This is a genomic window from Mycobacterium aquaticum (assembly GCF_002086485.1).
GTDB lineage: Bacteria > Actinomycetota > Actinomycetes > Mycobacteriales > Mycobacteriaceae > Mycobacterium > Mycobacterium aquaticum.
Genome location: NZ_MVHF01000048.1, coordinates 1 through 24,919 on the forward strand (window position 1 = coordinate 1; position 24,919 = coordinate 24,919).

26 protein-coding genes and 1 pseudogene are annotated in these 24,919 nt (G+C 66.7%); 17 read left to right on the forward strand and 10 right to left on the reverse strand.

Features of this window, described 5'->3' with window-relative positions:
• The 6 genes and pseudogenes from BST13_RS31325 to BST13_RS31350 all read left to right on the forward strand — a co-directional run.
• Positions 1-185, forward strand: a pseudogene (locus BST13_RS31325) (HNH endonuclease); the annotation flags it as partial.
• A 95-nt stretch (positions 186-280) separates the two neighbouring features.
• A complete protein-coding gene (locus tag BST13_RS31330) occupies positions 281-763 on the forward strand; it encodes a MarR family winged helix-turn-helix transcriptional regulator (RefSeq protein WP_083169146.1) in 483 nt (160 codons plus the stop codon).
• Entirely contained in the window at positions 760-1,587 is an 828-nt protein-coding gene (locus tag BST13_RS31335; protein WP_083169075.1) for an ATP-binding cassette domain-containing protein, read from the forward strand. The genes BST13_RS31330 and BST13_RS31335 overlap by 4 nt, the downstream gene beginning before the upstream one ends.
• A 52-nt stretch (positions 1,588-1,639) precedes the next feature.
• Positions 1,640-2,392 (forward strand): ABC transporter permease, encoded by a 753-nt coding sequence (locus BST13_RS31340; protein WP_083169076.1) that lies wholly within the window; start codon positions 1,640-1,642, stop codon positions 2,390-2,392.
• Between the two features lie 97 nt (positions 2,393-2,489).
• Complete coding sequence (locus BST13_RS31345; RefSeq protein WP_083169147.1) at positions 2,490-3,650, forward strand: acyl-CoA dehydrogenase family protein; 1,161 nt, start codon at positions 2,490-2,492, stop codon at positions 3,648-3,650.
• A gap of 8 nt (positions 3,651-3,658) precedes the next feature.
• Positions 3,659-4,759, forward strand: a complete 1,101-nt coding sequence (locus tag BST13_RS31350) for an acyl-CoA dehydrogenase family protein (protein WP_083169077.1) — start codon at positions 3,659-3,661, stop codon at positions 4,757-4,759.
• Positions 4,760-4,775: 16 nt separating this feature from the next.
• Here the strand turns inward: BST13_RS31350 and BST13_RS31355 are convergent, their stop codons facing one another.
• On the reverse strand, positions 4,776-6,005 hold the full coding sequence (locus tag BST13_RS31355; RefSeq protein WP_083169149.1) for a maltokinase N-terminal cap-like domain-containing protein: 1,230 nt from the start codon (positions 6,003-6,005) through the stop codon (positions 4,776-4,778).
• 336 nt (positions 6,006-6,341) lie between these two features.
• Between BST13_RS31355 and BST13_RS31360 the strand changes: the two genes are divergently transcribed.
• The 3 genes from BST13_RS31360 to BST13_RS31370 all read left to right on the forward strand — a co-directional run bounded on the left by BST13_RS31360 (position 6,342) and on the right by BST13_RS31370 (position 8,199).
• Entirely contained in the window at positions 6,342-6,731 is a 390-nt protein-coding gene (locus BST13_RS31360; protein WP_083169150.1) for a hypothetical protein, read from the forward strand.
• 109 nt (positions 6,732-6,840) lie between these two features.
• Positions 6,841-7,587, forward strand: coding sequence for a HugZ family pyridoxamine 5'-phosphate oxidase (locus BST13_RS31365; protein ID WP_245839885.1), 747 nt, complete (start codon positions 6,841-6,843; stop codon positions 7,585-7,587).
• Between the two features lie 33 nt (positions 7,588-7,620).
• On the forward strand, positions 7,621-8,199 hold the full coding sequence (locus BST13_RS31370; RefSeq protein WP_083169079.1) for an orotate phosphoribosyltransferase: 579 nt from the start codon (positions 7,621-7,623) through the stop codon (positions 8,197-8,199).
• An 8-nt stretch (positions 8,200-8,207) separates the two neighbouring features.
• Here the strand turns inward: BST13_RS31370 and BST13_RS31375 are convergent, their stop codons facing one another.
• Genes BST13_RS31375 through BST13_RS31390 form a run of 4 tightly spaced genes read right to left on the reverse strand, consistent with a single transcriptional unit; the run spans position 8,208 to position 11,977 of the window.
• Positions 8,208-9,236: an ABC transporter ATP-binding protein gene (locus tag BST13_RS31375; RefSeq protein ID WP_083169080.1), complete on the reverse strand. Its 1,029-nt coding sequence runs from the start codon at positions 9,234-9,236 to the stop codon at positions 8,208-8,210.
• Positions 9,237-9,271: 35 nt separating this feature from the next.
• A complete protein-coding gene (locus BST13_RS31380; RefSeq protein ID WP_083169082.1) occupies positions 9,272-10,042 on the reverse strand; it encodes an ABC transporter permease in 771 nt (256 codons plus the stop codon).
• On the reverse strand, positions 10,039-10,899 hold the full coding sequence (locus tag BST13_RS31385) for an ABC transporter permease (protein ID WP_083169083.1): 861 nt from the start codon (positions 10,897-10,899) through the stop codon (positions 10,039-10,041). Before BST13_RS31385 ends, BST13_RS31380 begins: the two co-directional genes overlap by 4 nt.
• 7 nt (positions 10,900-10,906) lie before the next feature.
• Positions 10,907-11,977, reverse strand: a complete 1,071-nt coding sequence (locus BST13_RS31390) for an ABC transporter substrate-binding protein (RefSeq protein WP_083169152.1) — start codon at positions 11,975-11,977, stop codon at positions 10,907-10,909.
• 296 nt (positions 11,978-12,273) lie between these two features.
• Here BST13_RS31390 and BST13_RS31395 point away from each other — a divergent pair, with 296 nt between their 5' ends.
• From BST13_RS31395 to BST13_RS31405, 3 genes are all read left to right on the forward strand, one after another.
• A complete protein-coding gene (locus BST13_RS31395; RefSeq protein ID WP_083169085.1) occupies positions 12,274-12,795 on the forward strand; it encodes a hypothetical protein in 522 nt (173 codons plus the stop codon).
• Between the two features lie 27 nt (positions 12,796-12,822).
• Positions 12,823-13,242, forward strand: a complete 420-nt coding sequence (locus tag BST13_RS31400) for a TIGR03668 family PPOX class F420-dependent oxidoreductase (protein WP_083169086.1) — start codon at positions 12,823-12,825, stop codon at positions 13,240-13,242.
• Between the two features lie 73 nt (positions 13,243-13,315).
• Positions 13,316-15,493 carry an elongation factor G-like protein EF-G2 gene (locus BST13_RS31405; RefSeq protein WP_083169088.1) on the forward strand — a complete coding sequence of 726 codons (2,178 nt, stop codon included), beginning with the start codon at positions 13,316-13,318 and terminating at the stop codon, positions 15,491-15,493.
• A gap of 9 nt (positions 15,494-15,502) precedes the next feature.
• On the opposite strand, the gene BST13_RS31410 is transcribed toward BST13_RS31405, so the two are convergent.
• On the reverse strand, positions 15,503-16,063 hold the full coding sequence (locus BST13_RS31410; protein WP_083169089.1) for a carboxymuconolactone decarboxylase family protein: 561 nt from the start codon (positions 16,061-16,063) through the stop codon (positions 15,503-15,505).
• Positions 16,064-16,402: 339 nt separating this feature from the next.
• Between BST13_RS31410 and BST13_RS31415 the strand changes: the two genes are divergently transcribed.
• Complete coding sequence (locus tag BST13_RS31415; protein ID WP_245839886.1) at positions 16,403-17,557, forward strand: MCE family protein; 1,155 nt, start codon at positions 16,403-16,405, stop codon at positions 17,555-17,557.
• Here BST13_RS31415 and BST13_RS31420 read toward each other — a convergent pair.
• Both BST13_RS31420 and BST13_RS31425 read right to left on the reverse strand, forming a co-directional pair.
• Positions 17,547-18,455: a DMT family transporter gene (locus tag BST13_RS31420; protein WP_083169091.1), complete on the reverse strand. Its 909-nt coding sequence runs from the start codon at positions 18,453-18,455 to the stop codon at positions 17,547-17,549. The two genes, BST13_RS31415 and BST13_RS31420, sit on opposite strands and share 11 nt — an antisense overlap.
• Before the next feature lie 89 nt (positions 18,456-18,544).
• Complete coding sequence (locus BST13_RS31425; protein WP_425437079.1) at positions 18,545-18,913, reverse strand: hypothetical protein; 369 nt, start codon at positions 18,911-18,913, stop codon at positions 18,545-18,547.
• 225 nt (positions 18,914-19,138) lie between these two features.
• Here BST13_RS31425 and BST13_RS31430 point away from each other — a divergent pair, with 225 nt between their 5' ends.
• Positions 19,139-20,578 carry an NHL repeat-containing protein gene (locus BST13_RS31430; protein WP_083169094.1) on the forward strand — a complete coding sequence of 480 codons (1,440 nt, stop codon included), beginning with the start codon at positions 19,139-19,141 and terminating at the stop codon, positions 20,576-20,578.
• Here BST13_RS31430 and BST13_RS31435 read toward each other — a convergent pair.
• Positions 20,562-21,251, reverse strand: coding sequence for a histidine phosphatase family protein (locus BST13_RS31435; protein WP_095533788.1), 690 nt, complete (start codon positions 21,249-21,251; stop codon positions 20,562-20,564). The genes BST13_RS31430 and BST13_RS31435 overlap by 17 nt on opposite strands.
• Positions 21,252-21,308: 57 nt before the next feature.
• Here BST13_RS31435 and BST13_RS31440 point away from each other — a divergent pair, with 57 nt between their 5' ends.
• Together BST13_RS31440 and BST13_RS31445 are read left to right on the forward strand one after the other, a co-directional pair.
• Entirely contained in the window at positions 21,309-21,968 is a 660-nt protein-coding gene (locus BST13_RS31440; RefSeq protein WP_211296229.1) for an O-methyltransferase, read from the forward strand.
• Between the two features lie 36 nt (positions 21,969-22,004).
• Entirely contained in the window at positions 22,005-22,766 is a 762-nt protein-coding gene (locus BST13_RS31445) for a DUF2127 domain-containing protein (protein WP_083169099.1), read from the forward strand.
• On the opposite strand, the gene BST13_RS31450 is transcribed toward BST13_RS31445, so the two are convergent.
• Positions 22,763-23,599 (reverse strand): AraC family transcriptional regulator, encoded by an 837-nt coding sequence (locus BST13_RS31450; RefSeq protein ID WP_211296230.1) that lies wholly within the window; start codon positions 23,597-23,599, stop codon positions 22,763-22,765. The genes BST13_RS31445 and BST13_RS31450 overlap by 4 nt on opposite strands.
• Positions 23,600-23,623: 24 nt before the next feature.
• Here BST13_RS31450 and BST13_RS31455 point away from each other — a divergent pair, with 24 nt between their 5' ends.
• Positions 23,624-24,886, forward strand: a complete 1,263-nt coding sequence (locus BST13_RS31455) for an amidohydrolase family protein (RefSeq protein WP_083169100.1) — start codon at positions 23,624-23,626, stop codon at positions 24,884-24,886.
• The last annotated feature ends 33 nt before the right edge of the window (positions 24,887-24,919 follow it).

Below are 24,919 nucleotides of genomic sequence, written 5' to 3' on the forward strand. Positions count from 1 at the left end.
CCGCCACCCCCGCCGAACCCAGCCCCTACCGGGCATTGATGATGCCCACACGCACCCACACTCGCGAGCACGACCGCCGCGACCGCATCACCGCCGAACGCCGCCACCGCGCCACCCTCAACACCGAACAACAACGCCAACACCAAGCCTGGCTCGCCACCAACTACCAACCACCACCCTTCTAAAAGCGCAGCAGTCACACGACGTCAGCCACCAAACCGGCCGGCGTACTCCCCAGGCGTCTGCAATACCTCTGTTACAGAGGTATTGTGGGCACGTGGTGGATGCGCACGGAGATCTGATCAGCGATCTGTTCAGTGTCGTCGGCCGATTTCGGCGGCAGCTGCGTCGATCGACCGGCGGCGGGTTCGACGCGGCGGGGCTGACGCAGTCCCAGGCCGAACTCGTACGCCTGGTGGGTCGCCGGCCCGGCATCTCGGTGCGGGAAGCTGCCGCCGAACTCAGCCTGGTGCCCAACACCGCATCGACACTGGTGTCGCGGCTGGTCAACGACGGACTGCTGATCCGGACCGTCGACGACGCCGACCGCCGCGTCGGACGCCTGGCACTCACGGAGTCGGCACAGCGGATCGCCGACGAATCCCGGGCCGCCCGGCGCGCCGCGCTGTCGGCCGTGTTGACCAAGCTCGAACCCGACCAAATTGCCGCATTGGCAAAAGGATTGGACGTGCTGTCCGAATTGACCCGGCTGCTGCACGAGGAAGCCGAACTCCGCGACACCCCCGAGGAGGTGAAGGTGTGACAACCGACGATCTGCTCGCCATCGACTGCCGTCACCTGACCCATCGCTACGGGCAGTTCACCGCCGTCGAGGACGTGAGCCTGCAGGTGCGCCAAGGCGAGACCCTCGGCCTGCTCGGCCCCAACGGCGCAGGCAAGACCACTGTGGTGCGGGTGCTGACCACACTGACCCCGGTCCAGCACGGCGAGGTCCGCATCTTCGGGTTGGACACCCGTCGCCACACCATGGACATCCGCCACAACATCGGCTATGTGCCACAACAACTCTCGATCGAGTCCGCACTCACCGGCAGGCAGAATGTCGAGCTGTTCGCTCGGCTCTACGACGTGCCGCGTGCCGAGTTGCATGACCGGGTCACCATCGCCTTGGAGGGCATGCAGCTGCTCGACGTCGCCGACGAACCCGCGGGAACGTATTCCGGCGGCATGGTGCGGCGCCTGGAGCTGGCGCAGGCATTGGTCAACCGGCCGCTGCTGCTGATCCTCGACGAACCGACGGTCGGGCTGGATCCGATTGCTCGCGACAGTGTCTGGGAACAGGTGCAGCGCATGCAGGCTGAATTCGGCATGACCGTGTTGCTCACCACCCACTACATGGCCGAGGCGGACGCCCTGTGCGACCGCGTGGCATTGATGCACCACGGCCGGCTGCAGGCCGTCGACACTCCGGACGCTCTCAAAGAGTCGGTGTCCGGCGACGGCGACGGCGCCACCCTCGAAGACGTCTTCCGCCACTATGCGGGCTCCGAACTCGGCGAGGACACCCGCCGTTCCGGCATCCGCGAGGTCCGCTCGAGCCGAAGGACGGCGCGCCGTGTCAGTTGACTCCTCGACCGCACTGGTCCTCGCACCGCGCGGATGGCGCCGGGTACGCGGCATGGCCATACGCGTCGGCGCCTTCGCGCTCGTGGAGTTGCAGAAGCTGCGGTACGACCGCACCGAGTTGTTCACCCGGCTGATCCAGCCCGCGCTGTGGCTCCTGATCTTCGGGCAGACCTTCAGCCGGCTGCACGTCGTCAACACCGGCGGTGTGCCGTACCTGACCTTCCTGGCGCCGGGCATCATCGCCCAGTCCGCGCTGTTCATCTCGATCTTCTACGGCATCCAGATCATCTGGGACCGCGACGCGGGCATCCTGGCCAAGCTCATGGTGACCCCGGCACCGGCGTCGGCACTGGTGACCGGCAAGGCGTTCGCGGCCGGTGTGCGTTCAGTGGTGCAGGTGGTCGGCGTCGTGGTGCTCGCCTACCTGATGGGCATCCCGATGACGGCCAATCCGCTGCGAATCCTCGCCGCGATGGCCATCGTCGCGCTCGGCGCGGCGTTCTTCGCGTGCCTGTCGATGACCTTGGCCGGCCTGGTCCGCAAGCGGGACCGGTTGATGGGTATCGGCCAGGCCATCACCATGCCGTTGTTCTTCGCGTCCAACGCGCTCTACCCCGTCGACATCATGCCCGGCTGGCTGCGCGCGCTGTCCACGATCAATCCACTGAGCTACGAGGTCAACGCCCTGCGGGGGTTGCTGATCGGCACGCCGACCAACTGGGTCGTCGACGTCTCGGTGCTGATCGTCGCCGCGGTGCTCGGTATCGCGGCCGCCTCGGCGCTGCTCCGCCGGTTGGTGCGCTGACTCGTCCGATGCGCGCAGCGTCCTGACCTGGCCGTTTCGCTACCCAACCAACCGGTGGTTTAGTGTGCTGTCAGATCCACGGAGCAGGGAGATGGTCATGCAACTGGCGCTCACACCGGAGGAAGCCGCGTTCCGCGACGAACTGCGCACCTTCTACACCACCCAGATTCCCGCCGAGATTCGCGAACGCAACCGGCTGGGTAAGCCACTCGGCAAGGACGGCATCGTCACCGCACACAAGATCCTCAACGATCACGGCCTGGCGGTCCCCAACTGGCCGGTCGAGTGGGGCGGCAAGGACTGGACGCCCACGCAGCACCAGATCTGGCTCGACGAGATGCAGCTGGCCAGCGTGCCGGAGCCGTTGACCTTCAACGCCCGGATGGTCGGCCCGGTGATCGCCGAGTTCGGTTCCCAGGCCATCAAGGAACGCTTCCTGCCGCCGACCGCTGCGCTGGACATCTGGTGGTGCCAGGGCTTCTCCGAGCCCGAGGCCGGCTCCGACCTGGCCTCGCTGCGCACCACCGCGGTGCGAGACGGGGACAGCTACGTGGTCAACGGCCAGAAGACCTGGACCACGCTGGGCCAGTACGCCGACTGGATCTTCTGCCTGGTCCGCACCGACCCGCAGGCCCCCAAGAAGCAGGCGGGCATCTCGTTCCTGCTCATCGACATGAACACCCCGGGCATCACGCTGCGTCCCATCAAGCTCGTCGACGGCAGCTTCGAGGTCAACGAGGTGTTCTTCGAGGACGTCCGGGTGCCCGCCGACCAGCTCGTCGGCGAAGAGAACCAGGGTTGGACCTACGCGAAGTTCCTGCTCGGCAACGAGCGCACCGGCATCGCGCAGGTGGCCCGCACCAAGGTGCGGCTGGCCGAGGCCAAGGAACGTGCCGCCGCCAATGGGCTGCTGTCGGACCCCTTGTTCGCCGTCCGGTTGGCCGAGGCCGAGAACGACGTGCTGGCATTGGAACTCACCCAGATGCGGGTCACGTCGGACTCCGCCGACGGCAAGCCCAACCCGGCGTCGTCGGTCCTGAAGCTGCGCGGCAGCCAATTGCAGCAGACCGCAACGGAACTGCTGGTCGAGGTCGCAGGCGCCGACGCGCTGCCGTACGAGGCAGGCGACGCCATCGCATCGCCCGAATGGGCCCAAGAGGCCGCACCGCACTACCTGAACTACCGCAAAACCTCGATCTACGGCGGCAGCAACGAGGTTCAGCGCACCATCATCGCGTCCACCATTCTCGGATTGTGAGTTGAATCATGGACTTTCAGCTGACCGAAGAGCAGACCCTGCTGGCCGAAACCACCCGCGACGTGCTGTCGGGTTACGACACCGAAAAGCGCAACAAGGTCGTCGACACCGATCCCGGCTACAGCCCGCAAGTGTGGGCCCAGCTCGCTGAGATCGGCGTTCTCGGACTGGGATTCGAAGAAGACGCCGGCGGGCCCCTGGAGATCATGGTGGTGCAGGCCGAGATCGGGCGCAGGCTGGCACCCGAGCCGGTGCTGCACGCCGCGCTGGTACCCGGGTCGATCATCGCCGAGGCAGGCACCGAAGCCCAACGGAAACTCCTCGACGAGGTCGCCGCCGGACAGCGCCTGCTGGCCTTCGCCCATGCCGAGCCCGGCATGCGGGCGTCCGGAGCTGTTGCGACAAAGGCTGTGCGCCAGGGTGATTCGTGGCTTCTCACCGGCCGCAAGAACCCTGTGCTGGCCGGTGACAATGCCGACACCCTGATCGTCAGCGCGGCATTGCCCGACGGCGGGACCGGGCTGTTCCTGGTCGATGCCGCAGCGGTCACCCGGCAGGGCTACCGCACGTTCGACGGGCAGCGGGGCGCGCAGATCGATCTGGCCGACACGGCCGCCGAGCCGCTCGGCGACGCGGTCGACGCCGGCACGACCATCACCCGCGCCCTGATCCGCACGTCGGCGGGCCTGTGCGCCGAGGCGGTCGGCGCCATGGAGGAGTCGCTACGGCTGACCACCGATTATCTCAAGGCGCGCAAGCAGTTCGGTGTCACGCTGAGCAAGTTCCAGACCCTGACCCAGCGTGCCGCCGACATGTACGTGTCGCTGGAGCTGGCCCGCAGCATGGGCCTCTACGCATCGATGTCGATCACCGACGGCGACTTCGATCCTGTGATCGCGGCCCGCACCAAGCTGCAGATCGGCCGCTCGGGCAGGCACATCTCGCAGGAATCCATCCAGCTGCACGGCGGCATCGGCATCACCGCGGAGTATCCCGTCGGGCATTACGCGGCCCGGCTCACCGCGATCGAGCACACCCTCGGGTCGTCGCAGGATCAGCTGCACACCCTGATGGGCGGTCTGGCCGACTACCAGATCGTCACGCTGTAGTTTTCCCGGGGAGAACTCAGCGCAGTAGCCGATCGATGGAGCCCATCGGGATGGACAACCAATCCGGCCGGTGCCTGGCCTCGTAAGCCGCCTCGTACACCGCCTTGTCCAACTCGTAGGCCGCCAGCAGATCCGCGGAATCGCGGGGGTCAGTGCCGGATTCAGCCGCGTACCCGTCGCAGAAAGCTGTCCCATTTCGGTCTGCCCAGGCTTGGGCGGCAACCCCCGGCCGTTGGTAGGCCGCGTAGTCGAACGACCGCAACATGCCTGCGACGTCACGCACCGCGGAATCGGGACGACGCCTCTGCTGCAAGGGTTTTCCGGGCTCGCCCTCGAAATCGATCAGAAGCCAGCGGTGCGGGGTGCGCAGTACCTGGCCGAGGTGCAGGTCGCCGTGCACGCGTTGCACCGTGATCTGCCGACCGGACAGGTCCCGGTAGCGCTGCTTGATACGCGGGGCATAGTCGTACAGCTCGGGCACTGCTTGCGTGGCCGTCGTCAGCCGGCCCACCATGACGTCGACCGGGAACGGGACACTGTCCGTGCCGAGCACGTCGGCCAGGCACGTGTGCACCGAGGCCACCGCTGCGCCGAGCAGGCGGGACTCGTCGGTGAAATCCGTGTCGCCGGTGGTGGCCATGTGCCAGCCCTCTACGGAGTCGGCAGCGAACTCCGACACCACACCCAGCGCACATGGCTCGCCGTCCCACCGGGTTTCGATAGAGCCGAGCAGCCGCGCGACATGTTCATTGCCCGCCCGCGCCAACGCACGGTTGAGTTCGATGTCGGGATGCACGCCTGCGGTCACCCTACGGAACACCTTGAGCATCGCGCCGCGCCCGAACACCACACTGGTGTTGCTCTGTTCGGCCGTCGAAACGCGTGGTGGGGCATCCAACGGAAGCCGCGCTCCCGGTTCCTTCGCGAACTCCACCGGCCCGACCGTGGTCGCGTCATCGATGAGCTTGAGCAGATAGCGCGCCGCATCCGCGTCGAACAATCCGTCGTACGCGGTCCGGCCGTCATGAGAACTGATCGCAGCGCCGGCATGGCCCGGATGCGCGCCGACGCCCATGATCAGCTGGTAGCGCTCAACGGTGCCGTCGACATACGACGCGTCCAACAGCACCAGATACAAGTCGTCGCGCAGTGCCACGGTGAGCACCGGTTTGGCAGCACTGAGCGTGCGGCCCCGCCCGGCGTACCACCGCTGCCGCGGTAACCACGCGTCGAACGGGATGTCCAAAATCTCCAGGGCTACTCCGTCGATGTCGTCCATCAGATCTCAAACGTACCCACTGAACGGCCCGATGAACCGCCGAGCGACGTCACGATTGCCTGTGCCTCTGCCGATCCCAGCCGCCAGCAACATGATTCGCTGCCACGCGCGAGTTTGCGGGAAAACTAACGGTTGAATAAGAGCCCAGGACGGGTTACGTTTTCCCCGAATTTGATCTTGTCCGTGGCGGTCTGCCGGAGAGATCGCCCCAACAATCGATTGAGGGATGGCCCTGTGGGTGAGTCGGCGCCTAACGATGGCGAAGCACCGGTAATCGTCGGTCTGTCTGATGCGGCGATGCACATGTATTCCGCCGCGATCGACGCACTGCCGCCCGTCAGCGATCCCGAGTTCCCCGAACGGGCCTCGGTTGTGCTGAGCGGGTTGCGCAAGCTGCAGAATTCGCTGTCCGAGGCGGCCGCCCGCAGCCGGGTGACACCGTCGGTCATCGTCGCGCTCAGCGGTGTCCGCAGCCGCTACGACGAGCTCATGACCGCCGCCGCCGAGGGGCCGAGCGCCACTCTCGGACAGCGCCTCTACGTCGCGCGCGGCCGCGCGAAGCTGTCCACCCGGGAAGCCGCCAACGGCGTCGGGTTGCGCAAGGACCTCATCGAAGCCGTCGAAGCCGAAGAACCGGCGACCGAAGCCGAGACCGCGCAGATCAAGGATCTGATCGCCGCGCTGGGCGGTTGATCCTCTGACGCGCGACTCAGGTGGGACGCGTCGCTCACGCGACTCAGGTGGGACGCGTCGCTCACGCGCCCATGGCGCCCCGGGCGCCGCCCCCTCGGTCCCACCACCGCTGACCCCGCCCGTCGAGGCCACCCGGCCGTCGGCGGCCGAGGAAGCCCGCACCGTGGCCGCGTCGACCAACAGCGGCACGCTGGCCACCCTCACCGCCGCCGGTGACCCGTGGGCATCGTTCGTCACGTACGGCTTGCTCGACGGGGCACCGGTGCTGTGCGTGTCGAACATGGCCGAGCACGGCCGCAATCTCGCAGGCGATCAACGGGCGAGCATCGCGATCGTGGCACCCGGAGCCGACGCGGACCCATTGGCCAGCGCGCGCGTCACCCTGGCCGGTGTCGCCGAACGCCCATCGGGAGCCGAGGCCGCCGCAGCCCGCGCCGCCCACCTCGCGGCGGTCGCAGCGGCGAAGTACTACATCGACTACAGCGATTTCTCACTGTGGGTGCTGCGCGTGCATCGCGTGCGGTGGGTCGGCGGCTACGGGCGGATGGATTCGGCTTCCGGCGAGGACTACACCGCGGCCGAACCCGATCCGGTGTCCCCACGCGCAGCCGGCGCCGTCGAGCATCTCAACGCCGATCACGCCGCGTCGTTGCTCGCGATGGCCCGCACGCTCGGCGGCTATCCCGACACCACCACCGCGGTGTGCACCGGCGCCGACCGCTACGGCCTCGACCTGCGGGTCACCACTGATCGCGGCGTTGCATACACCCGCGTCGGCTACGCCTCCCCCATCAGCTCATTCGACGAATTACGGGCTGCCACAGTCGAGTTGGCCCGCCGCGCCCAGGCGGGATAGGGCCCTGCGAGCAGGTGCAATACGATCGCCGTTATGCCTGATGCGACCGAGCGCCCGGACACCTGGCAAGCTGCCTTCGATCTGATCCGCACCCGCGGCTACGAGCACCGCGAGGAACCGTTCCGGCTCGCCAGCGGCCAGCTCAGCCACGATTACATCGACGGCAAGTACGCCATCGACACCGGCGAGCGGATGACGATCGTCAGCCGCGCCGTCGCCGACCTCGCCGCCGCCCGCGGCATCGAGTTCGACGCTGTCGGCGGCCTGACCATGGGTGCCGATCCGCTGGCGCACGGCGTCGCGATGGTGACCGGCAAGGCCTGGTTCTCGGTGCGCAAGGAACAGAAGAGCCGCGGTCGCGAGCAGTGGATCGAAGGCACTCGCCTGCAGCCCGGCATGAAGGTCCTACTGGTCGACGATGTGATCAGCACCGGCGGATCCACCGAGATCGCCTACGAGCGCATCGTCCCACTCGGTGTGGTGGTGACCGGGGTGATCCCGATGGTCGACCGCGGCGACGTCGCGACAGGGCGATTCGCCAAGCGCGGGGTACCGTTCGCGGCGCTGGTGACCTACCGCGATCTCGGGATCGAACCAGTCAAGGACGTCTGAGCCCCGGTTCAGATCACCAGAACCGGCGCGGGCTGTACTCCGACACGCACCGGGTCTCCCGGGCTGAACGCCGCGGCGACCGAGCTTGCCGACTGGGCGTGCAACACCGCCCCGTCGGGCATCGCGACATAGACACGCGAGATGGGTCCCAGAAACGCCACCGAACTGACGTGCGCGACGCCATCGGCGTCGGCGGTCACCGTGATCGACTCGGGCCGCACGAGCGCCGTTCCCGCACCTGAACTCACCGAGCCGGCCAGCGTCGGGACCGAGGTACCCAGCAGGTGAGCGCGGCCCTGCGAAACCTCCGCCGGTACTTGATTGTTCAGTCCGACGAACTCCGCGACGAACGGTGTCGCGGGGTTCGCGTATAGATCCGCCGGGGCGGCGAGCTGTTCGAGTTTGCCCTGGCTCATCACACCGACCCGGTCGGCAACAGCGAGAGCCTCCTCCTGATCGTGGGTGACGAACAACGTCGTGGTGCCGACTTCGAGCTGAACCCGGCGAATCTCGTCACGCAACTGCACCCGCACCTTGGCGTCGAGCGCCGACAGCGGCTCGTCGAGCAGCAGCACGCCCGGCTGGATCGCGAGCGCGCGGGCCAACGCCACACGCTGCTGCTGACCTCCCGACAACTCGTCGGCGTACTTGTCCTTGTGCGCACCCAGGCCCACCAGGTCGAGCATGTCAGCGGCCCGAGACATCCTGTCGGCCTTGGCTTTACCTCGCATCTTCAACCCGAAGGCGACGTTGTCCAAGACCGTCAGGTGCGGGAACAGGCTGTAGGCCTGAAACACCATGCCCATGTCGCGCTTGTTGGCGGGCACCGAACTCACGTCGCGGCCGCCGACCAGCACAGTGCCCGACGTGGCCTCATCGAGGCCCGCGAGGATGCGCAACGCGGTCGTCTTGCCACATCCGGAGGGTCCGAGCAGCGCCACCAGCTCGCCGGGTTCGATGTGCAAGGTGAGCCCGTCGAGCGCTCTGACATTGCCGTAAACCCGCGTGAGGTCGTTGAGTTCTACCGCAGTACCCATATTGCTCCTCGCGTGCGCGGTGCCCACATTGCTCCTCACGCCCTCCGCCGCCGGCCCCGGGTGACGACCGCCAGCGCCAGCAACAACACGAAACCCAAGAGCAGCACCGCCAGCGAGGCCGCGACAGACGTCGGACCGTCGCTCTTGCCGATCGCGACGATCTGCACCTGCAGCGTCTGATAACCACTCAGCGACGCGATGGTGTACTCGCCGAGCACCACTGCGATGGAAATGAAGGCAGCGGAGAGGATTCCCGGCCAGATGTTCGGCACGATCACCCGGGTGATCGTCGCGGCCCAGCCGGCACCGAGCGACCGCGCCGCCTCCGACAGCGTCTGCAGGTCGATCGCCGCGAGCGCCGCGTCGAGGGACCGGTAGGCGAACGGCAGGACCAGGACGACGTAGACGAACGTCAGCGTCAGCGCCGACTCGCCCAGAAAGTAGGTGACCCAGAGGTAGACGTTGCGCAACCCGACCACGATCACCAGCGCCGGAATCGTCAAGGGCAGCAGGCACAGAAACTCGATCGCCCGTCGCGCCCACGGCGCGCGCAACCGCACCCAGATCATCGTCGGAACCAGCAGCACCAGCATCGCGACCACGGTGAAGACCGCCAGCAGCACCGAGACCACGATCGCCTGGTAGAGCGCTTCGTCGGCCACCAGGTTGTGCCACGCCGCCAGGGTGCGCCCGCCCTCGATCAGGTTGCGTGTCGAGAAGACGGCCATCGCGTACAGCGGGAACAAGAAGAACAGTCCGAACAGCAGCCACAGCACGACGCGCAGTGCCGTTCTCGCGCGGGTCATTTCAGCCACCTTGCCGTGCGCCGCACCAGTGCGTTGTAGGCCAGCATCACCGCTGCCACCACGACGATCATCTCCAGCGCCAACGCGTAGGCGAACCCGGACTGGCCGAGCACCACCTCACTGGTCAGCGCGGCCCGGATCAGTAGCGGCACGATCGGAGCACCCTGACTGACCAGCGCCGCTGCGGTCGCATAGGCGGCAAAGGCGTTGGCGAACAACAGCAACGCCGATCCGAGGAAGGCAGGCGTCAACAACGGCGCCGCCACCTCACGCCAGTACTGCCACGTGGACGCACCGAGGCTGACGGCGGCTTCCCGCCACTGCTCGCGCAGGCCTTCCAGGGCGGGCAGGAACACGATCACCATGAGCGGAATCTGAAAGTAGGTGTACACCAGGATCAACCCGGGCAGCCCGTACAACCAGCCCGATCCCGCCAGGTCCCAGCCCAGGTGCTCGCGGGCCCAGACAGTCAGCACACCGTTGAGCCCGATGGTGGCCAGGAACGCGAAAGCCAGTGCGACACCGCCGAACTGGGCCAGCACGCTACACGGGGCCAGCACCGAACGCCGGACCATCGACGACGGCGGACTGCTCACGATGAGCCAGGCCAACACGGCTCCCAGCACCGCCCCGAGCAATGCGGTGCTCCCGGAGAGGAGCACGCTCTTGCCCAGTGCGGCCAGGGCCGTCGGCGAGAACAGCGCGGTGATCCGGCCGAACGAGAACGACCCGTCGGCGAAGAACGCCATGACGACGACCGTCACCGTCGGCACGATCAAGAACACGGTGACGACCACGAGAAACGGCAGCAGCGGCAAGCTTTCGCGGACCCGCCGCATCACCACGGCACCCGGCATCGGTCGCTCAGCCGATCGCCTTGGCCCAGTTGTCCGCCAGATACTTGGTGGCCGCCTCGGTTTGGGCCGGGGTCGGTATGACCACCTGCCCGTCGATCGACGGGAGCTTGGAGAACGCGGCCTTGTCTACCGTGCCCGCGACGGCCATCTGGTCGGCACGCACCGGGCGAACACCGCCGACCATGAACATGTTCTGACCTTCGTCGCTGAACAGGAACTCCTGCCAGAGCCGCGCCGCGGCCGGATGCGGGGCCTCCTTGTTGATCGCCTGGAAGTAGTAGCCGGCGACGGCATGGTCCGGCGGCACCACGACCTGCCAACTGGGCAACTTGCGGGTTTCGGCGGCGTTGGTGTAGTTCCAGTCGATCACCACGGGAGTCTGGCCCGACTCGATGGTGGCCGGGGTCGGATCCACGGGCAGGAAATTGCCTGCCTGGTGGAGCTTTCCGAAGAAGTCGACGCCCGGGGCGATGTTATCGGCCGACCCGCCCTGGGCGAGCGCCGCCATCACCACTCCGGAGAACGCGGCACCGGCCTGAGTGGGATCGCCGTTGAGCGCGACCTTTCCGTGGTACTCGGGTTTGAGCAGGTCGTCGACGTTGGTGATGGGAGGCACCTTGGCCGAATCGAACCCGATCGACATGTAACCGCCATAGCCGTTGACCCAAACCCCGTTCGGATCTTTGAACTTCGCCGGGATGGTGTCGAACGTCGCGACCTTGTACGGCGCGAACATCGAGGTGTTCGCCAGTGCCACAGCCTGTCCGAGGTCGAACACGTCGGGCGACGCGCTCTTGCCCTTCTGCTGGTTGGCGGCGTTGATCTCTTCCTGGCTGGACGCATCGGGCTGCGCCGAATTGACCTTGATGCCGTATTTGTCCGAGAACGCCTTGATGATCGCGCCGTAGTTGGCCCAATCCGGGGGCAGCGCAATGACGTTGAGTTCACCCTCGGCCTTGGCCGCGGTAACCAGGCCGTCCATGCCGCCGAAAGCCTCGGCGGAGGTGGCCTCGGCGGCCTTGACCCCCGATTGGGTCTGCGCGCCACCGTTGTCTTTCTGCGGTGGAGCGCATGCCACCACGCCGGTGGCGACCAGGGCCGCGATGGCGGCCAGGATGCCCGGGATCAGTTTGGGCTGCGAGGTTCTCGTGGGTGCTGTTCTGGAAAGCATTGCCAACCTTCCGATGATCAGAATGCGCGGCAATGGCGCCGCGGTTACCGACACTGGTCGCTGCGGTGAATGGCTCCGGGACGTCCGAACCCTACCGTGGCCGACCACCGACCGGGGTCCATTCCGTCATCGCCGGGTTTCATCCTTGTGTCGACATTGCGATCATCACGCGTTCATGCAGGTCGTGCCGCTAACATCAGAACGTGGCCGAACCTGAGGCAGCTGGTCGCTTCGACTACCTCTGGGCCGACGCTGCGCCGGAAACCCCTGGCGAGGACACAGGGCCCGACGGCACAGCCCAGCCGGAGGCGGACGCCTTCGATGCGTTCGACGCCACGACCTGGAATTTCAAGCCCGCGCCGGTGCCGTGGTACCGCACCCGCAGGGCCGCTGTGGCACTCTGCGCGGCTGCGCTGGCCGCCGCCGCGATCGTGGTGTCGCTGGTGCTGTTGATCGTTCGCAATCCGTCATCCACCGTCGACCGGACCCCCTCGTCGGCGACGACGACCGCGTCGAGCCCCACCGTGCCCCCATCGCCTCCGTTGCGAGCCGGACTCTCGCCTGCTCCGCCTCCACCACCACCACCACCGCCGCCTGCCGCGCCGCCACCCAGCCAGGCGCCGGCCTATCGGCCGACGTATCAGCAGACGCCCACCAAGCGGCCCGAGATCAACGTCACCCGAACGCCGTACAGCGTGGCGCCGCAGCCCAGACACACCCACTGAGGCAGGCGTTGCTCCTACGCTGAACCTATGGCCGAGTTCGAGGTGATCGAGCAGTTCGCCGGCACGCCCACCGTGGTCCTGGCCACCCTGGGACCCGATGGCGCCCCGCACCTGGTGCCGGTGGTGTTCGCGGTGCATCGCGGGACCGACGGCGTCACCATCTACACCGCCGTCGACGCGAAACGAAAGTCGACGCAGAAGCTGCGCAGGCTGGCCAACATCGAACACGACCCGCGGGTGAGCCTGCTCGCCGACCACTACGACGACGACTGGTCCCAGCTGTGGTGGGTGCGGGCTGACGGGCGGGCAACGACCCACTACAGCGGCGACGAGATGGCCACCGGGTATGCCCTCCTGCGCGCCAAATACCGTCAGTACGAACGGATCGCGCTCGACGGACCGGTCGTCACGATCGAGGTCACGCGCTGGTCGTCCTGGCAGGCCTGAACACCCACCACCCAGCCCTTGTGCTGTAGGTCACATCGGGGAATGGTGGAAAGGGATCTCAGGAGGACATGTCATGGCGGACAGGACGGCCGCTGCGGCCGGCAACGGGGCCCTACCTACCGCGGAACGCCCGGAGGCGATCCGCAACATCGCACTGGTCGGGCCGTCGGGCGCAGGTAAGACCACACTCGTCGATGCCTTGCTGATGGCAGGCGGCGTGCTGACCCGCGTCGGCTCGGTGCTCGACGGCACGACGGTATGCGACTTCGACGACGCCGAGGTCGCCCAGCAGCGGTCGGTGGGGCTGGCACTGGCGTCGTTGCAGCACAACGGGATCAAGGTGAACCTCATCGACACCCCCGGGTACGCCGACTTCGTCGGAGAGCTGCGCGCAGGCTTGCGGGCGGCGGACTGCGCGTTGTTCGTCGTCGCAGCCAACGAGACCGTGGACGAACCGACCAAGGCGTTGTGGCAGGAGTGCAGCGCGGTCGGCATGCCGCGTGCCGTGGCGATCACCAAACTCGACCATGCTCGGGCCAACTATGCCAACGCGCTGGCCACCGCACAGCAGGCGTTCGGTGACAAGGTACTGCCGCTGTACTTTCCGGCGGGCGAAGGCGTCATCGGGTTGATCACCAGGACCCAGTACGACTACACCGACGGCAAGCACTCGTCGCACGCGCCTGCCGAGTCGTACTCCGATGAGATCGCCGAACTCCGTGGCTCGCTCATCGAGGGCATCATCGAGGAGTCCGAAGACGAGACGCTGATGGAGCGCTACCTCGGCGGCGAGGACATTGACCAGAACGCCCTCATAGAAGACCTGGAGAAGGCCGTCGCGCGCGGCTCGTTCTTCCCGGTGATCCCGGTGTGCAGCGGTTCAGGCATCGGCACGCTGGAGCTGCTCGAGGTCGCCACCCGCGGCTTCCCGGCTCCGCCGCACCATCGTCTGCCCGAGGTGTTCACTCCTGCGGGCGCTCCGCGCAAGGCCTTGGCCTGCGACCCGTCCGGACCGCTGCTGGCCGAGGTGGTGAAGACCACGTCGGATCCCTACGTCGGCAGGGTCAGCCTGGTCCGGATGTTCTCCGGAACCATCAGGCCCGACGCGACAGTGCACGTGTCGGGCCATTTTTCGGCCTTCGCACCCAATGGCGGCACCGCCGGCGCCGAGGCGAGCGCGCACGCCACTACCGGGCACGCCGACCACGACGAGGACGAGCGCATCGGCACGCTGTCCTTCCCCCTGGGCAAGCAGCAGCGTCCCGCACCGGTGGTGGTGGCCGGTGACATCTGCGCGATCGGCAAGCTCAGCCGGGCCGAGACCGGGGACACGCTGAGCGACAAGGCCGATCCGCTGGTGCTGCGACCGTGGACCATGCCTGATCCGCTGCTGCCGGTGGCCGTGCAACCGCGCGCGAAGTCCGACGAGGACAAGCTGTCGGTCGGATTGCAGCGCCTGGCCGCCGAGGATCCGACCCTGCGCATCGAGCAGAACCCGGAAACCCACCAGATCGTGTTGTGGTGCATGGGTGAGGCGCACGCTGGGGTCGTGCTCGACGCCCTGTCCCGGCGGTACGGCGTATCGGTGGACACCGTCGCTTTGCGGGTCCCGTTACGAGAGACGTTCGGCGGCAAGGCAAAAGGCCATGGTCGCCATGTCAAGCAGTCCGGTGGGCACGGTCAGTACGCGGTGTGCGATATCGAGGTGGAGCCGTTGCCTGAAGGCTCCGGTTTCGAGTTCGTCGACAAGGTGGTGGGCGGCGCCGTTCCGCGCCAGTTCATCCCGAGCGTCGAGAAGGGCGTGCGCGCCCAGATGGAGAAAGGGGTCGGTTCGGAACTCGGTTACCCCGTCGTCGATATCCGGGTCACCCTGGTCGACGGCAAGGCGCACAGCGTCGACTCATCGGATTTCGCCTTCCAGATGGCGGGCGGCCTGGCCCTGCGGGAGGCTGCCGCCACCACCCGGGTGAACCTGCTGGAGCCCGTCGACGACGTTACGGTCGTGGTGCCCGACGACCTTGTCGGCTCGATAATGAGCGACCTCTCCAGCCGCCGCGGCCGCGTGGTGGGTACCGACAAGGTCGGCGAGGACCACACCGCGGTGAAGGCTGAGATCCCCGAGATCGAACTGACCCGGTACGCCATCGATCTGCGCTCGTTGTCGCACGGCTCGGGTTCGTTCACCCGGACGTTCGCCCGGTACGAACCGATGCCCGAGACGGCGGCAGCCCGGGTCCGCAGCGGCGATTGATCGACCGCCTCAGCCGCCCATCTCGGCGTACAGCTCTTCGTTGCCGGCATCGGCTTCGAGCTCGACGTCGAAAGTGTTGAGCGCCAACGCGAGTGTGCCGTAGCCGCCGACGGTGAACATCAGATCCATACGCTGCTGATCGTCGAGGCGTTCGCCCAGAGCGGTCCAGGTGGCCGGGCAGATTCGCGAACCGGAATGCAGTTCATCGACCGCGTGCAGCACCACCTGGTCGAATTCGTCTGCAGCAAAACCACTTTGGGCCGCGGCGAGATCCTCTTCGCTAAGCCCCAGCCGACGCGCGATGACGGCGTGGTGACCCCACTCGTATCCGCAACCGTGGTGGTGCGCGGTCCGCAGGATCACCAGTTCCCTGATGCGCTCGGGTAGCCGTGAGGACTTCTGCAGATAGGTGTTGAAAGGCAGGAAGCGGCCGGCCAACTCGGGATGCCTGACCAGGGTGGCCAACGCGTTGCCCACGTCGTCGGCGTTTCGGCGCTCCGGTGGCACTGTGCCGGCCAGCGCGTCACGCGCATGGTCGTCCCAGTCTTCGGCCGGTAGTGGCGTCAGCATTGTTGATCCCTTCTGCGACCGCATCACCGCACGGCGACCGATCTCCCCGACCGATCACAACATAGATGAGCTAAACATACACACGCCGGCCGCGGTCCGGGGCGTTATCGGCGACGTGACCGGCGTCTCGTTGCCCGGCGGCTTTGATATCCGCCGCAATCGGTCCCAATGAGTTGCTTTTATCTCCACTCATTTGAGAAAGTTTGACAAGCTTATCTTTTGGCTGCGTCAATAATCGGAGGTTTGCGCGTGGCCTCATCCTCGGCCGGGTTGCGGGGCGGCTTGGAACAGCGGTTCAGGCATTGGCGCTATGACCCGCCGTACAAGACGACTTTCTTCATCTTCGCCACGGCCATTGTGGTGATCCTGGCACTGACGTGGATGCAGTTTCGCGGCGCATTCGAGCCGAAGACGCAGCTGACGGTGATGTCCGGCCGGGCCGGATTGTCGATGGACCCGGGTTCGAAAGTCACCTACAACGGTGTGCCGATCGGCCGACTGGCCTCGGTCGATGTGGTGGACGTCGGGGATAGCCCCGAAGCGAGATTGCTGCTGGACGTCGATCCGAAATACCTGCATCTCATTCCGGAGAATGTGCACGCCGAATTGCGGGCCACCACGGTGTTCGGCAACAAGTACATCTCGTTCGTCTCGCCGGACCACCCGTCGACGCAGCGATTGTCGGCCGACACCCCGATTCAGGCCCAAGGTGTGACCACGGAGTTCAACACGCTGTTCGAGACCATCACCGCGATCTCCGAACAAGTCGACCCGATCAAGCTCAACGAGACCCTCACCGCCACCGCCCAGGCCCTCGACGGCCTCGGCGACAAGTTCGGGCAGTCGATCGTCAACGGCAACGTGATCCTGGCCGACCTGAACCCCCGCATGCCCCAGATCCGCCACGACATCACGGCCCTGGCCGACCTCGCCGACATCTACGCCACCGCCTCACCCGATCTGTGGAACGGCCTGACCAACGCCGTCACCACCGCGCACACCCTCAACGATCAACGCGGCAACCTCGACCAGGCCCTCGTCGCCGCGGTCGGCTTCGGCAACACCGGTGGTGACATCTTCGAACGCGGCGGCCCCTACCTGGTCCGCGGCGCCCAAGACCTACTGCCGGTCAGCGCGATGTTCGACCGAAACAGTCCTGCGCTGTACTGCATGATCCACAACTACTACGAGGCCGCGCCCGCGTTCGCGCAGCAGACCCGCAACGGTTACTCGTTCCTGTTGCACGACTCGCTGGTGGGGGCGGGCAACGCATACGTGTACCCGGACAACCTGCCGCGGGTAAACGCAAAGGGCGGCCCCGAGGGACGGCCCGGCTGCTGGCAGCCCATCACCCGCGACTTGTGGCCCGCGCCGTACCTGGTGTTCGACACCGGCGCATCGATCGCGCCGTACAACCACTTCGAGCTCGGCCAACCGTTGACATCGGAGTACGTCTGGGGGCGCCAGATCGGCGAGCACACCATCAATCCGTGACGGTGCTCACCGACCGCCGGCCCACCTGGGCTTCGAGCTTCTCCTCGTAGGCGCCCTCGTCGCGGCCCAGCGCGATGGTCGCCGCGGCCATCGCGCAGATGGCCAGTGACAGCGCGATCGGCTCCAGCCCGGTTATCGACATGTGCTCGCCGAGCACGATCGAACCGAGCACCACCGCCACAACGGGTTCGAGCACCAGCATGGTCGGCACCGAGGTCTGCAGGGACCCGGCATGAAAGGCCGACTGCTGCAACAGTGTCGCCACCACGCCGAGCATCAGCACCAGGTAGAGGGCAGGTGTGGTGAACACCGCCAGCACGCTGCCCTCGGCGACCAGATGCATGACGATCTTGGTGAGCACGGCGACCACACCGAACATCACGCCGACCGCGACGGCCAGCAGCACGGCGCGACGCCAATTGGTGCTGCGTGTCGCAGCCAGGACGAAGAGGGTCACCCCGGCGGCACATACCACCGCGACGATCAGCGTGGTGGATACGGGCACCTGGTACGAGCCGGTGCTCGCCCTGGCGAGAACGACGAAAACCGTCAACGCGGCCGTCAGCAACAGGGCCCACAGCCATTCGGCACGGCTGACCCGGCGTCCCGCCAGCCGGGCGCTCAGTGGCAGGGCGAACAACAGCGCCGACACCAGGACCGGCTGCACCAACAGCAACGATCCGAAGCCGAGAGCCAGCGCTTGAAACGCGTATCCGGCTACTGCGGACGCAGTGCCGAGCCACCACAGCCTGCGGCGCAGCAAGGTGCGCAGCATGACGGTGCTGACACCCTTTTCGGCCGGGACATCCATGGTGGCGCGTTGCCGGACCACGATGCCGACCGCCGCGAAAACCGCTGCGCACAACGCGAACAGCACCGCCAGACCGTTGCCGAGCAAGCCTCGTCAACCCCTTTCGGGCCGGTCGGCCCCTGAACGCCAGTCACCTTCAACCGTAGAGTGCCTGACGCCCTCGCGCCGGTCCGGGTCTATCCGACTTCCAGATGTTGCTGCTCAGGCTTCTGCGGTGACGCAGCGTCTGGCGCAGGATCCGGTTCGGGCGCGGCCGCGGGCTCCGGCTTGGCCTCAAGCCGGGTCTCGGGGGCGATCTTGTCGTTCACCGTGGCGACCGCGGAGTCGACGCGGTTCACCGCGTTGTCGCACATGTCGCGAACCCGGCCACTGGCCGTCTCCACGTCGTCGGCGGCGCTGCGCAGGTAGGCCCTGACGTTGATCCGCAGCCGCTCGCCGGCATTGCGGGCGCGACGCCGCAAGCGATCGTCGACCTCGACGGTGACGTATGGCAACAGCCGAAATCTCATCTGCCCCGCTCCCATCGCCGGAATGTCATAGCTCACAGTAGCGCCGTAATGCCAGGCTGGGGAGCCGGACGTGACCGGTGCCGCAGCCCGCACTCGGTGCTGTGCGCGTCACATCTCGAGTACCCATCGGGCACCCGCTACGCACGTGGCACGGCGTGTCGGGGTTCTTGGCTCAACCGAGTTACTGCGGATGCGGTTTCGTGATCCGGCGGCCGTAGCGTTCGGGACCCGTACGGTTCCGCCCGCCACCAGGAGTTGACGATGTCGGTAAGCCGATGGCTTGCAGCGCTCCTGGCTGGGGTGCTGGTCACAGCACTGACGTCCCCGCCGGCCAGCGCCGCCAGCCAGTACGGTCCGCAGTTGCCGGACAATCCCTACGACGGTCCGACGGGCACCGCGTCCATGCACGGCGACAGCGGCGCCTCCGACACCACGCCGCTACCCGGCCCCGGCACCCGCCGGGTCCTGGCCCAGCCCATCGGCCTGGCCGCGGCCTGCCCGACGATTCTGATCGGTGCCGACGGTTTGCCCGTGGCACTGTGCACCCAGATCCTCGGCCGTACACCACGCGTGTACCTGTTGGACAAGGCATCCGGCACACCTCTGACCAGCATGGCCGTGGCAGCGGGCAGCCTCCTGGGCGGCGTCTACGCCTATCTGGACCACAACGACCGCCTCGTGCTCGTCGACGGCGACGGCAACCTTCTCCGGATCGCCCACATCCGCAACAAGCTGGGGTTGTGGAGCCTTTCCATCGTCGAGTCGACGCCGCTGGGCGCCGGACTGCCGTCCGGCGACTCCGTCACGAGCATCGCGCCCGCCTACAACGGCAAGGTCTGGTACGCCACGGCAGGCGGCACGATCGGGATCGTCGACACTCTCTCTCGCAAAGTCACGTCAGTCGCGCTGCCGGGCGGCGAGCGGGTCGCCAACAGCATCGCGACCGCGCCCCAGGGCACCGCAGTGGTCACCACGCATGCGCTGTATCTGCTGACCGAGGATGCGACGGGTAACCCCGTGGTGAAGTACCGGGTCGGCTACGACCGGGGTTCAGCCCGCAAGCCGGGGCAATTGAGCTGGGGCAGCGGCTCGACGCCCACGTTCTTCGGCCCGGTGACCGGCGGCGAATATTTGACGCTGATCGACAACGCCGACAACCAAGTTCATCTGCTGGTGGTGAGCACGGCGTCGGGTGCGGTGCTGTGCACCACCCCGGTGCTCACGGCGGGCGGAGCGGGCTCGGAGAACTCGCCGATCGGCGCCGGACGCACGGTGATCGCGGCCAGCACCTACGGCTATCCGTATCCCGCCGTGCCGGGCGATGCCGGTCCCGCCGTGCCCGCCACAGCCCCGTTTGTCGGAGGTATGACGCGCGTCGACGTCCGGCCCGACAACTCCGGTTGCGATGTGGCGTGGAACAACACGGTGCGCTCGGCCGCCGTGCCGAAGCTCTCGGTGGCCGACGGCACGATCGTCACCGTCACGCGGCACAATCCGGTGAACGATCAGTTGGGCACCACACCCGCCGACAAGTTCTTCTACGCCGCGGTGGATCCCGGCACGGGAGACGTGCTGACCGAACAGTTCATCGGCGTCACGACCGCGTCGGATCCCATCCAGACCGCGGGCACAACCGCAGCGGGCGGGACGATCTACCAAGGCACCGTCACCGGTATTCAGCGCATCACGCCGCTGACTTGACGCCGTTCCAGTCGACCAGTCGCCAGCCGTTGGTCGGGTTACCGGCAACCACAACGTAATCCGTGTTGTTCAGCGGATGCGCGAGCAGCAGTCCCGGGTCCGAGTTGGTGACGTTCATCGCGACCCACAGCATGATCGCGCCACCGTGCGAATAGACAACGGGTGAGACGTCACCGCTGTCGTAGATCTGCTGCACTGCATCGTCGAATCGCGCATCGAACTCGTCGCCGTCGATCGAACCGGGAATCCGCGCCGATCGGTCGCCGCGCAGCCACTGCTGCGGGGCCGCGAAGTAGGTGCCGACGGCGTCGGCTTCGGGTTGGCCTTCGTAGTTTCCGGCCTCGATCTCCCGTAGCCCGGGCAGTACGGTGACGGGCTCGTGCAGGGCGTCGGCCATCGGTTGGGCGGTCTGCTGGGTGCGGATCATGGTCGAGGCGAAGATGCCGTCGTAGTGGTTGCCCGCCAGCCGCTGCGCACTGGCGACGGCTTGGGTGCGCCCGAGCTCGGTGAGCGGCGGGCCCGGGGTCGACGTGTCGATGAGCCCCGTTGCGTTGCCTTCGGATTGGGCGTGCCGGACGAACGTCATAGTGATGGTGCGATAGCCGCCCGCCGTCGCGATCGGGGTGACGACGACGCACCACCCGGCCAACACCGCGGTGACCACGACGCACATGAAACGTGCAGCTACGGAGCGAACCATCCACATCCCATCGGGCGTAGTTTCATTAGCATGACTACCCTCCACGATGTCACAGTCGCCGCGGCCCTGGAGCGGATGTACGCCGCGTCCGACGAACAGTTCGCCAAACTGCGCGAGGGCAGAGGCGGTCGGTTCGCCGACCTCACCGGTGCGACCTCACAGGAACGCGCCGATGCCCTCAGCGACATCTACATGCCGGTGACGCCCGAAGCAGGCCGGCTGCTCTACTCCCTGGTGCGGGCCACCAAGCCGCGGATCGTCGTCGAGTTCGGCATGTCGTTCGGGCTGTCGGCACTGCATCTGGCTTCTGCGGTGCGCGACAACGGTTTCGGCCGCGTCTTCACCACGGAACTCAGCGCGGCCAAGGTCGAGGCCGCCACCAAGACGTTCGCCGAGACGGGCCTGGATGACGTCATCACAGTGCTGGCCGGTGACGCGCTGGAAACCCTCAAGACCGTCGAGGGCGAGATCGGACTGGTTCTGCTCGACGGCTGGAAAGAGCTGTACCTTCCCGTCGTCAAACTGCTTGAGCCACAGCTGGCGACGGGTGCGCTGCTGGTCGCGGACAACACGTCGATGGCCGACACCCAGCCGTACCTCGATTACGTCCGGGACAGCGACAACGGTTACCTCAGCGTGAACTTCTCGGCCCGCGACAGCGACAGCATGGAAATCAGCTGCCGCGTATAGCGCAGTCGTCGCCCACGGCTCCGCTACGGTGCTGAAATGGTGAATTTCGCGCTGCGGTCCTGCGGCCTGCGCGGCCACGCCACGTTCGCCCCCGACGAGCCCGAGCTGCGGGTGCGCCTCCGCGCAGACACACCCGTCGGAGAGGCGTGGCGTTGTCTGCGGTGCGAGACGTTCGTCGTCGGCCCGCCGAAAGGTCGCGGGCCCGCCGACACCGCCCCGGAAGTCCCGCGGGGCCGGCTGCTACGCGACCGCACGATCATGCGCGCACTGGCCGTCGAACGTGCGATCCGCGCCGTGGTTTTCGTGGCGCTGGCAATCGGAGTGCTCAAGGTCCGCTCTACGCGGTCGCAGCTGCACGACGCGTTCCAGAAGGACATCCCGCTGATCCGTCCGCTTGCCGACCAAATCGGTTGGAACATGGACGATTCCAGAATCATCCGGACCATCGATCACGCCTTCTCACTGTCGGCGACGACGCTCCTGTGGATCGCCGTCGGTTTGGCGCTCTACGCTCTGATCGAACTGATCGAAGCGGTCGGTCTGTGGCTCACGCAGCGCTGGGGTGAGTACTTCGCAGTGATCGCCACCAGCGTGTTCCTGCCGTTGGAGATCTACGAGCTCACCGAGAAGGTGACCGTGGTGCGGCTCGGCGCGTTCCTCATCAATGTTGCCGCGGTGATCTGGCTGCTGTGGAGCAAACGGCTGTTCGGGATCAACGGCGGCGGTGCGGCCTACCGGGCCGAGCATCACACCGAAAGCCTGCTCAGCGTCGAACGCGCCGGGCTCGCGTCGGGCTAGTGCTCGTCGCGTGCACGCGACCGGTAGGCCGACGGCGTTTCGCCGCAGAACTGATTGAAGGACCGGGTGAAAGAGCTGAGGCTGTCGAATCCGACGGCGGTCGCGGTGGCCTGTACCGACTGATCGGGCGCCGCCAACAGGGCCATCGCCCGTAGCATCCGGGCATGTAAAAGGTATGTCCGCCAAGAAATTCCGAGCGTCTCGGCGAAAAGTCTTCGCAATGTGCGTTCGGAGACCGCGACCGCGCGGCTGACCTCCTCGGCCGTGACCGAGGCCAGATGTTCCTTGGTGTAGGCCAGTGCGGCCGCCACGATCGGGTGGTCAGAGGTCGGCAGGCTCAGTGGCGCCTCATGATCGAGCGCCTCGCCGACCAGATGCGCCAGGGTCGCGAAGAACGTGTCGGAGGTGTCGTCGCCGTGGACCCTGTCGATCGGCCACCGTAGCCCGTAGATCATCATCTCCCGGATCAGCGGTGAGACCGCGATGATGCGCGCGCGATCGCCCGGTTCCGCGATCAGCTGGGCGTCGAACATCACGGCAATGGTCTTCACGTCGGGACTCATCACGGCCTGGTGCTCGAGACCGGCCGGGATCCACGCGGCCTGCTGCGGTGGCAGCAGATAGTGAGCGGCGTCGGTCTCCACTTCCACCACGCCGTGCAGGGCGTATTCGATCTGGTGCACCTCATGGGAGTGCCAGCCGGTGATCAGGCCTTCGCCCTGGTAGAGGTAGCTCCCGGCCAACGCCCGGCCGCCGCGGCGCAGCTCGATGACCGGCCTGGAGATCTTGGCCGATTCGGCTAAATCTCTGTCCGAAGGCGCAGAGACGGTCACGTTCTCCGAGGGTACTAGTTGGATATGCAAACCGATGACCTGATCCTCGTGAGCATCGACGACCATGTCGTCGAACCGCCCGACATGTTCCTGCGCCACGTGCCTGCCAAGTACAAGGACGAGGCGCCCATCGTCGTGACCGACGACAAAGGCGTCGATCAATGGATGTATCAGGGCCGTCCGCAGGGCGTGAGCGGGCTCAACGCGGTGGTGTCCTGGCCTGCCGAGGAATGGGGCCGTGACCCGGCCGGCTTCGCCGAGATGCGCCCGGGTGTGTACGACGTGCACGAGCGCGTCCGCGACATGAACCGCAACGGCATCCTGGCGTCGATGTGCTTCCCGACCTTCACGGGGTTCTCCGCACGTCACCTCAACATGCATCGCGAAGAGGCGACGCTGGTGATGGTTTCGGCCTACAACGACTGGCACATCGACGAGTGGGCCGGCTCCTACCCGGACCGCTTCATCCCGATCGCGATCCTGCCGACATGGAACCCAGAGGCCATGTGCGCCGAGATCCGCCGTGTCGCCGCCAAGGGGTGCCGTGCCGTCACCATGCCGGAACTGCCGCACCTGGAAGGACTTCCGAGCTACCACGACGACGAATACTGGGGCCCGGTGTTCCGCACCCTGTCCGAGGAGAGCGTCGTGATGTGCCTGCACATCGGCACCGGCTTCGGGGCCATCAGCATGGCTCCCAACGCGCCGATCGACAACCTGATCATCCTCGCCACCCAGGTCTCGGCGATGTGCGCCCAGGACCTGCTGTGGGGACCGGCCATGCGCAACTACCCCGACCTGAAGTTCGCGTTCTCCGAAGGCGGAATCGGTTGGATACCTTTCTATCTGGACCGCAGCGACAGGCACTACACCAACCAGAAGTGGCTACGCCGGGACTTCGGCGACAAGCTGCCGTCCGACGTGTTCCGCGAGCACTCCCTGGCCTGCTACGTGACCGACAAGACCTCGCTGAAACTGCGCCACGAGATCGGCATCGACATCATCGCGTGGGAGTGCGATTACCCGCACTCGGATTGCTTCTGGCCCGACGCGCCCGAGCAGGTGCTGGCCGAGCTGAATGCCGCAGGCGCAAGCGATTCCGACATCAACAAGATCACCTGGGAGAACTCCTGCCGGTTCTTCGGCTGGGACCCGTTCGCCCGCACCCCGCGCGAGCAGGCCACGGTAAAGGCGTTGCGCGCCAAAGGTGCTGACGTCGACGTGTCCATCCGGCCGCGGGCCGAGTGGGCGCGGCTCTACGAGCAGAAGCAACTCGCCAAGGCCTGATCGCCTTCCCAGCGCGAGCAGTCACTGCGGTAC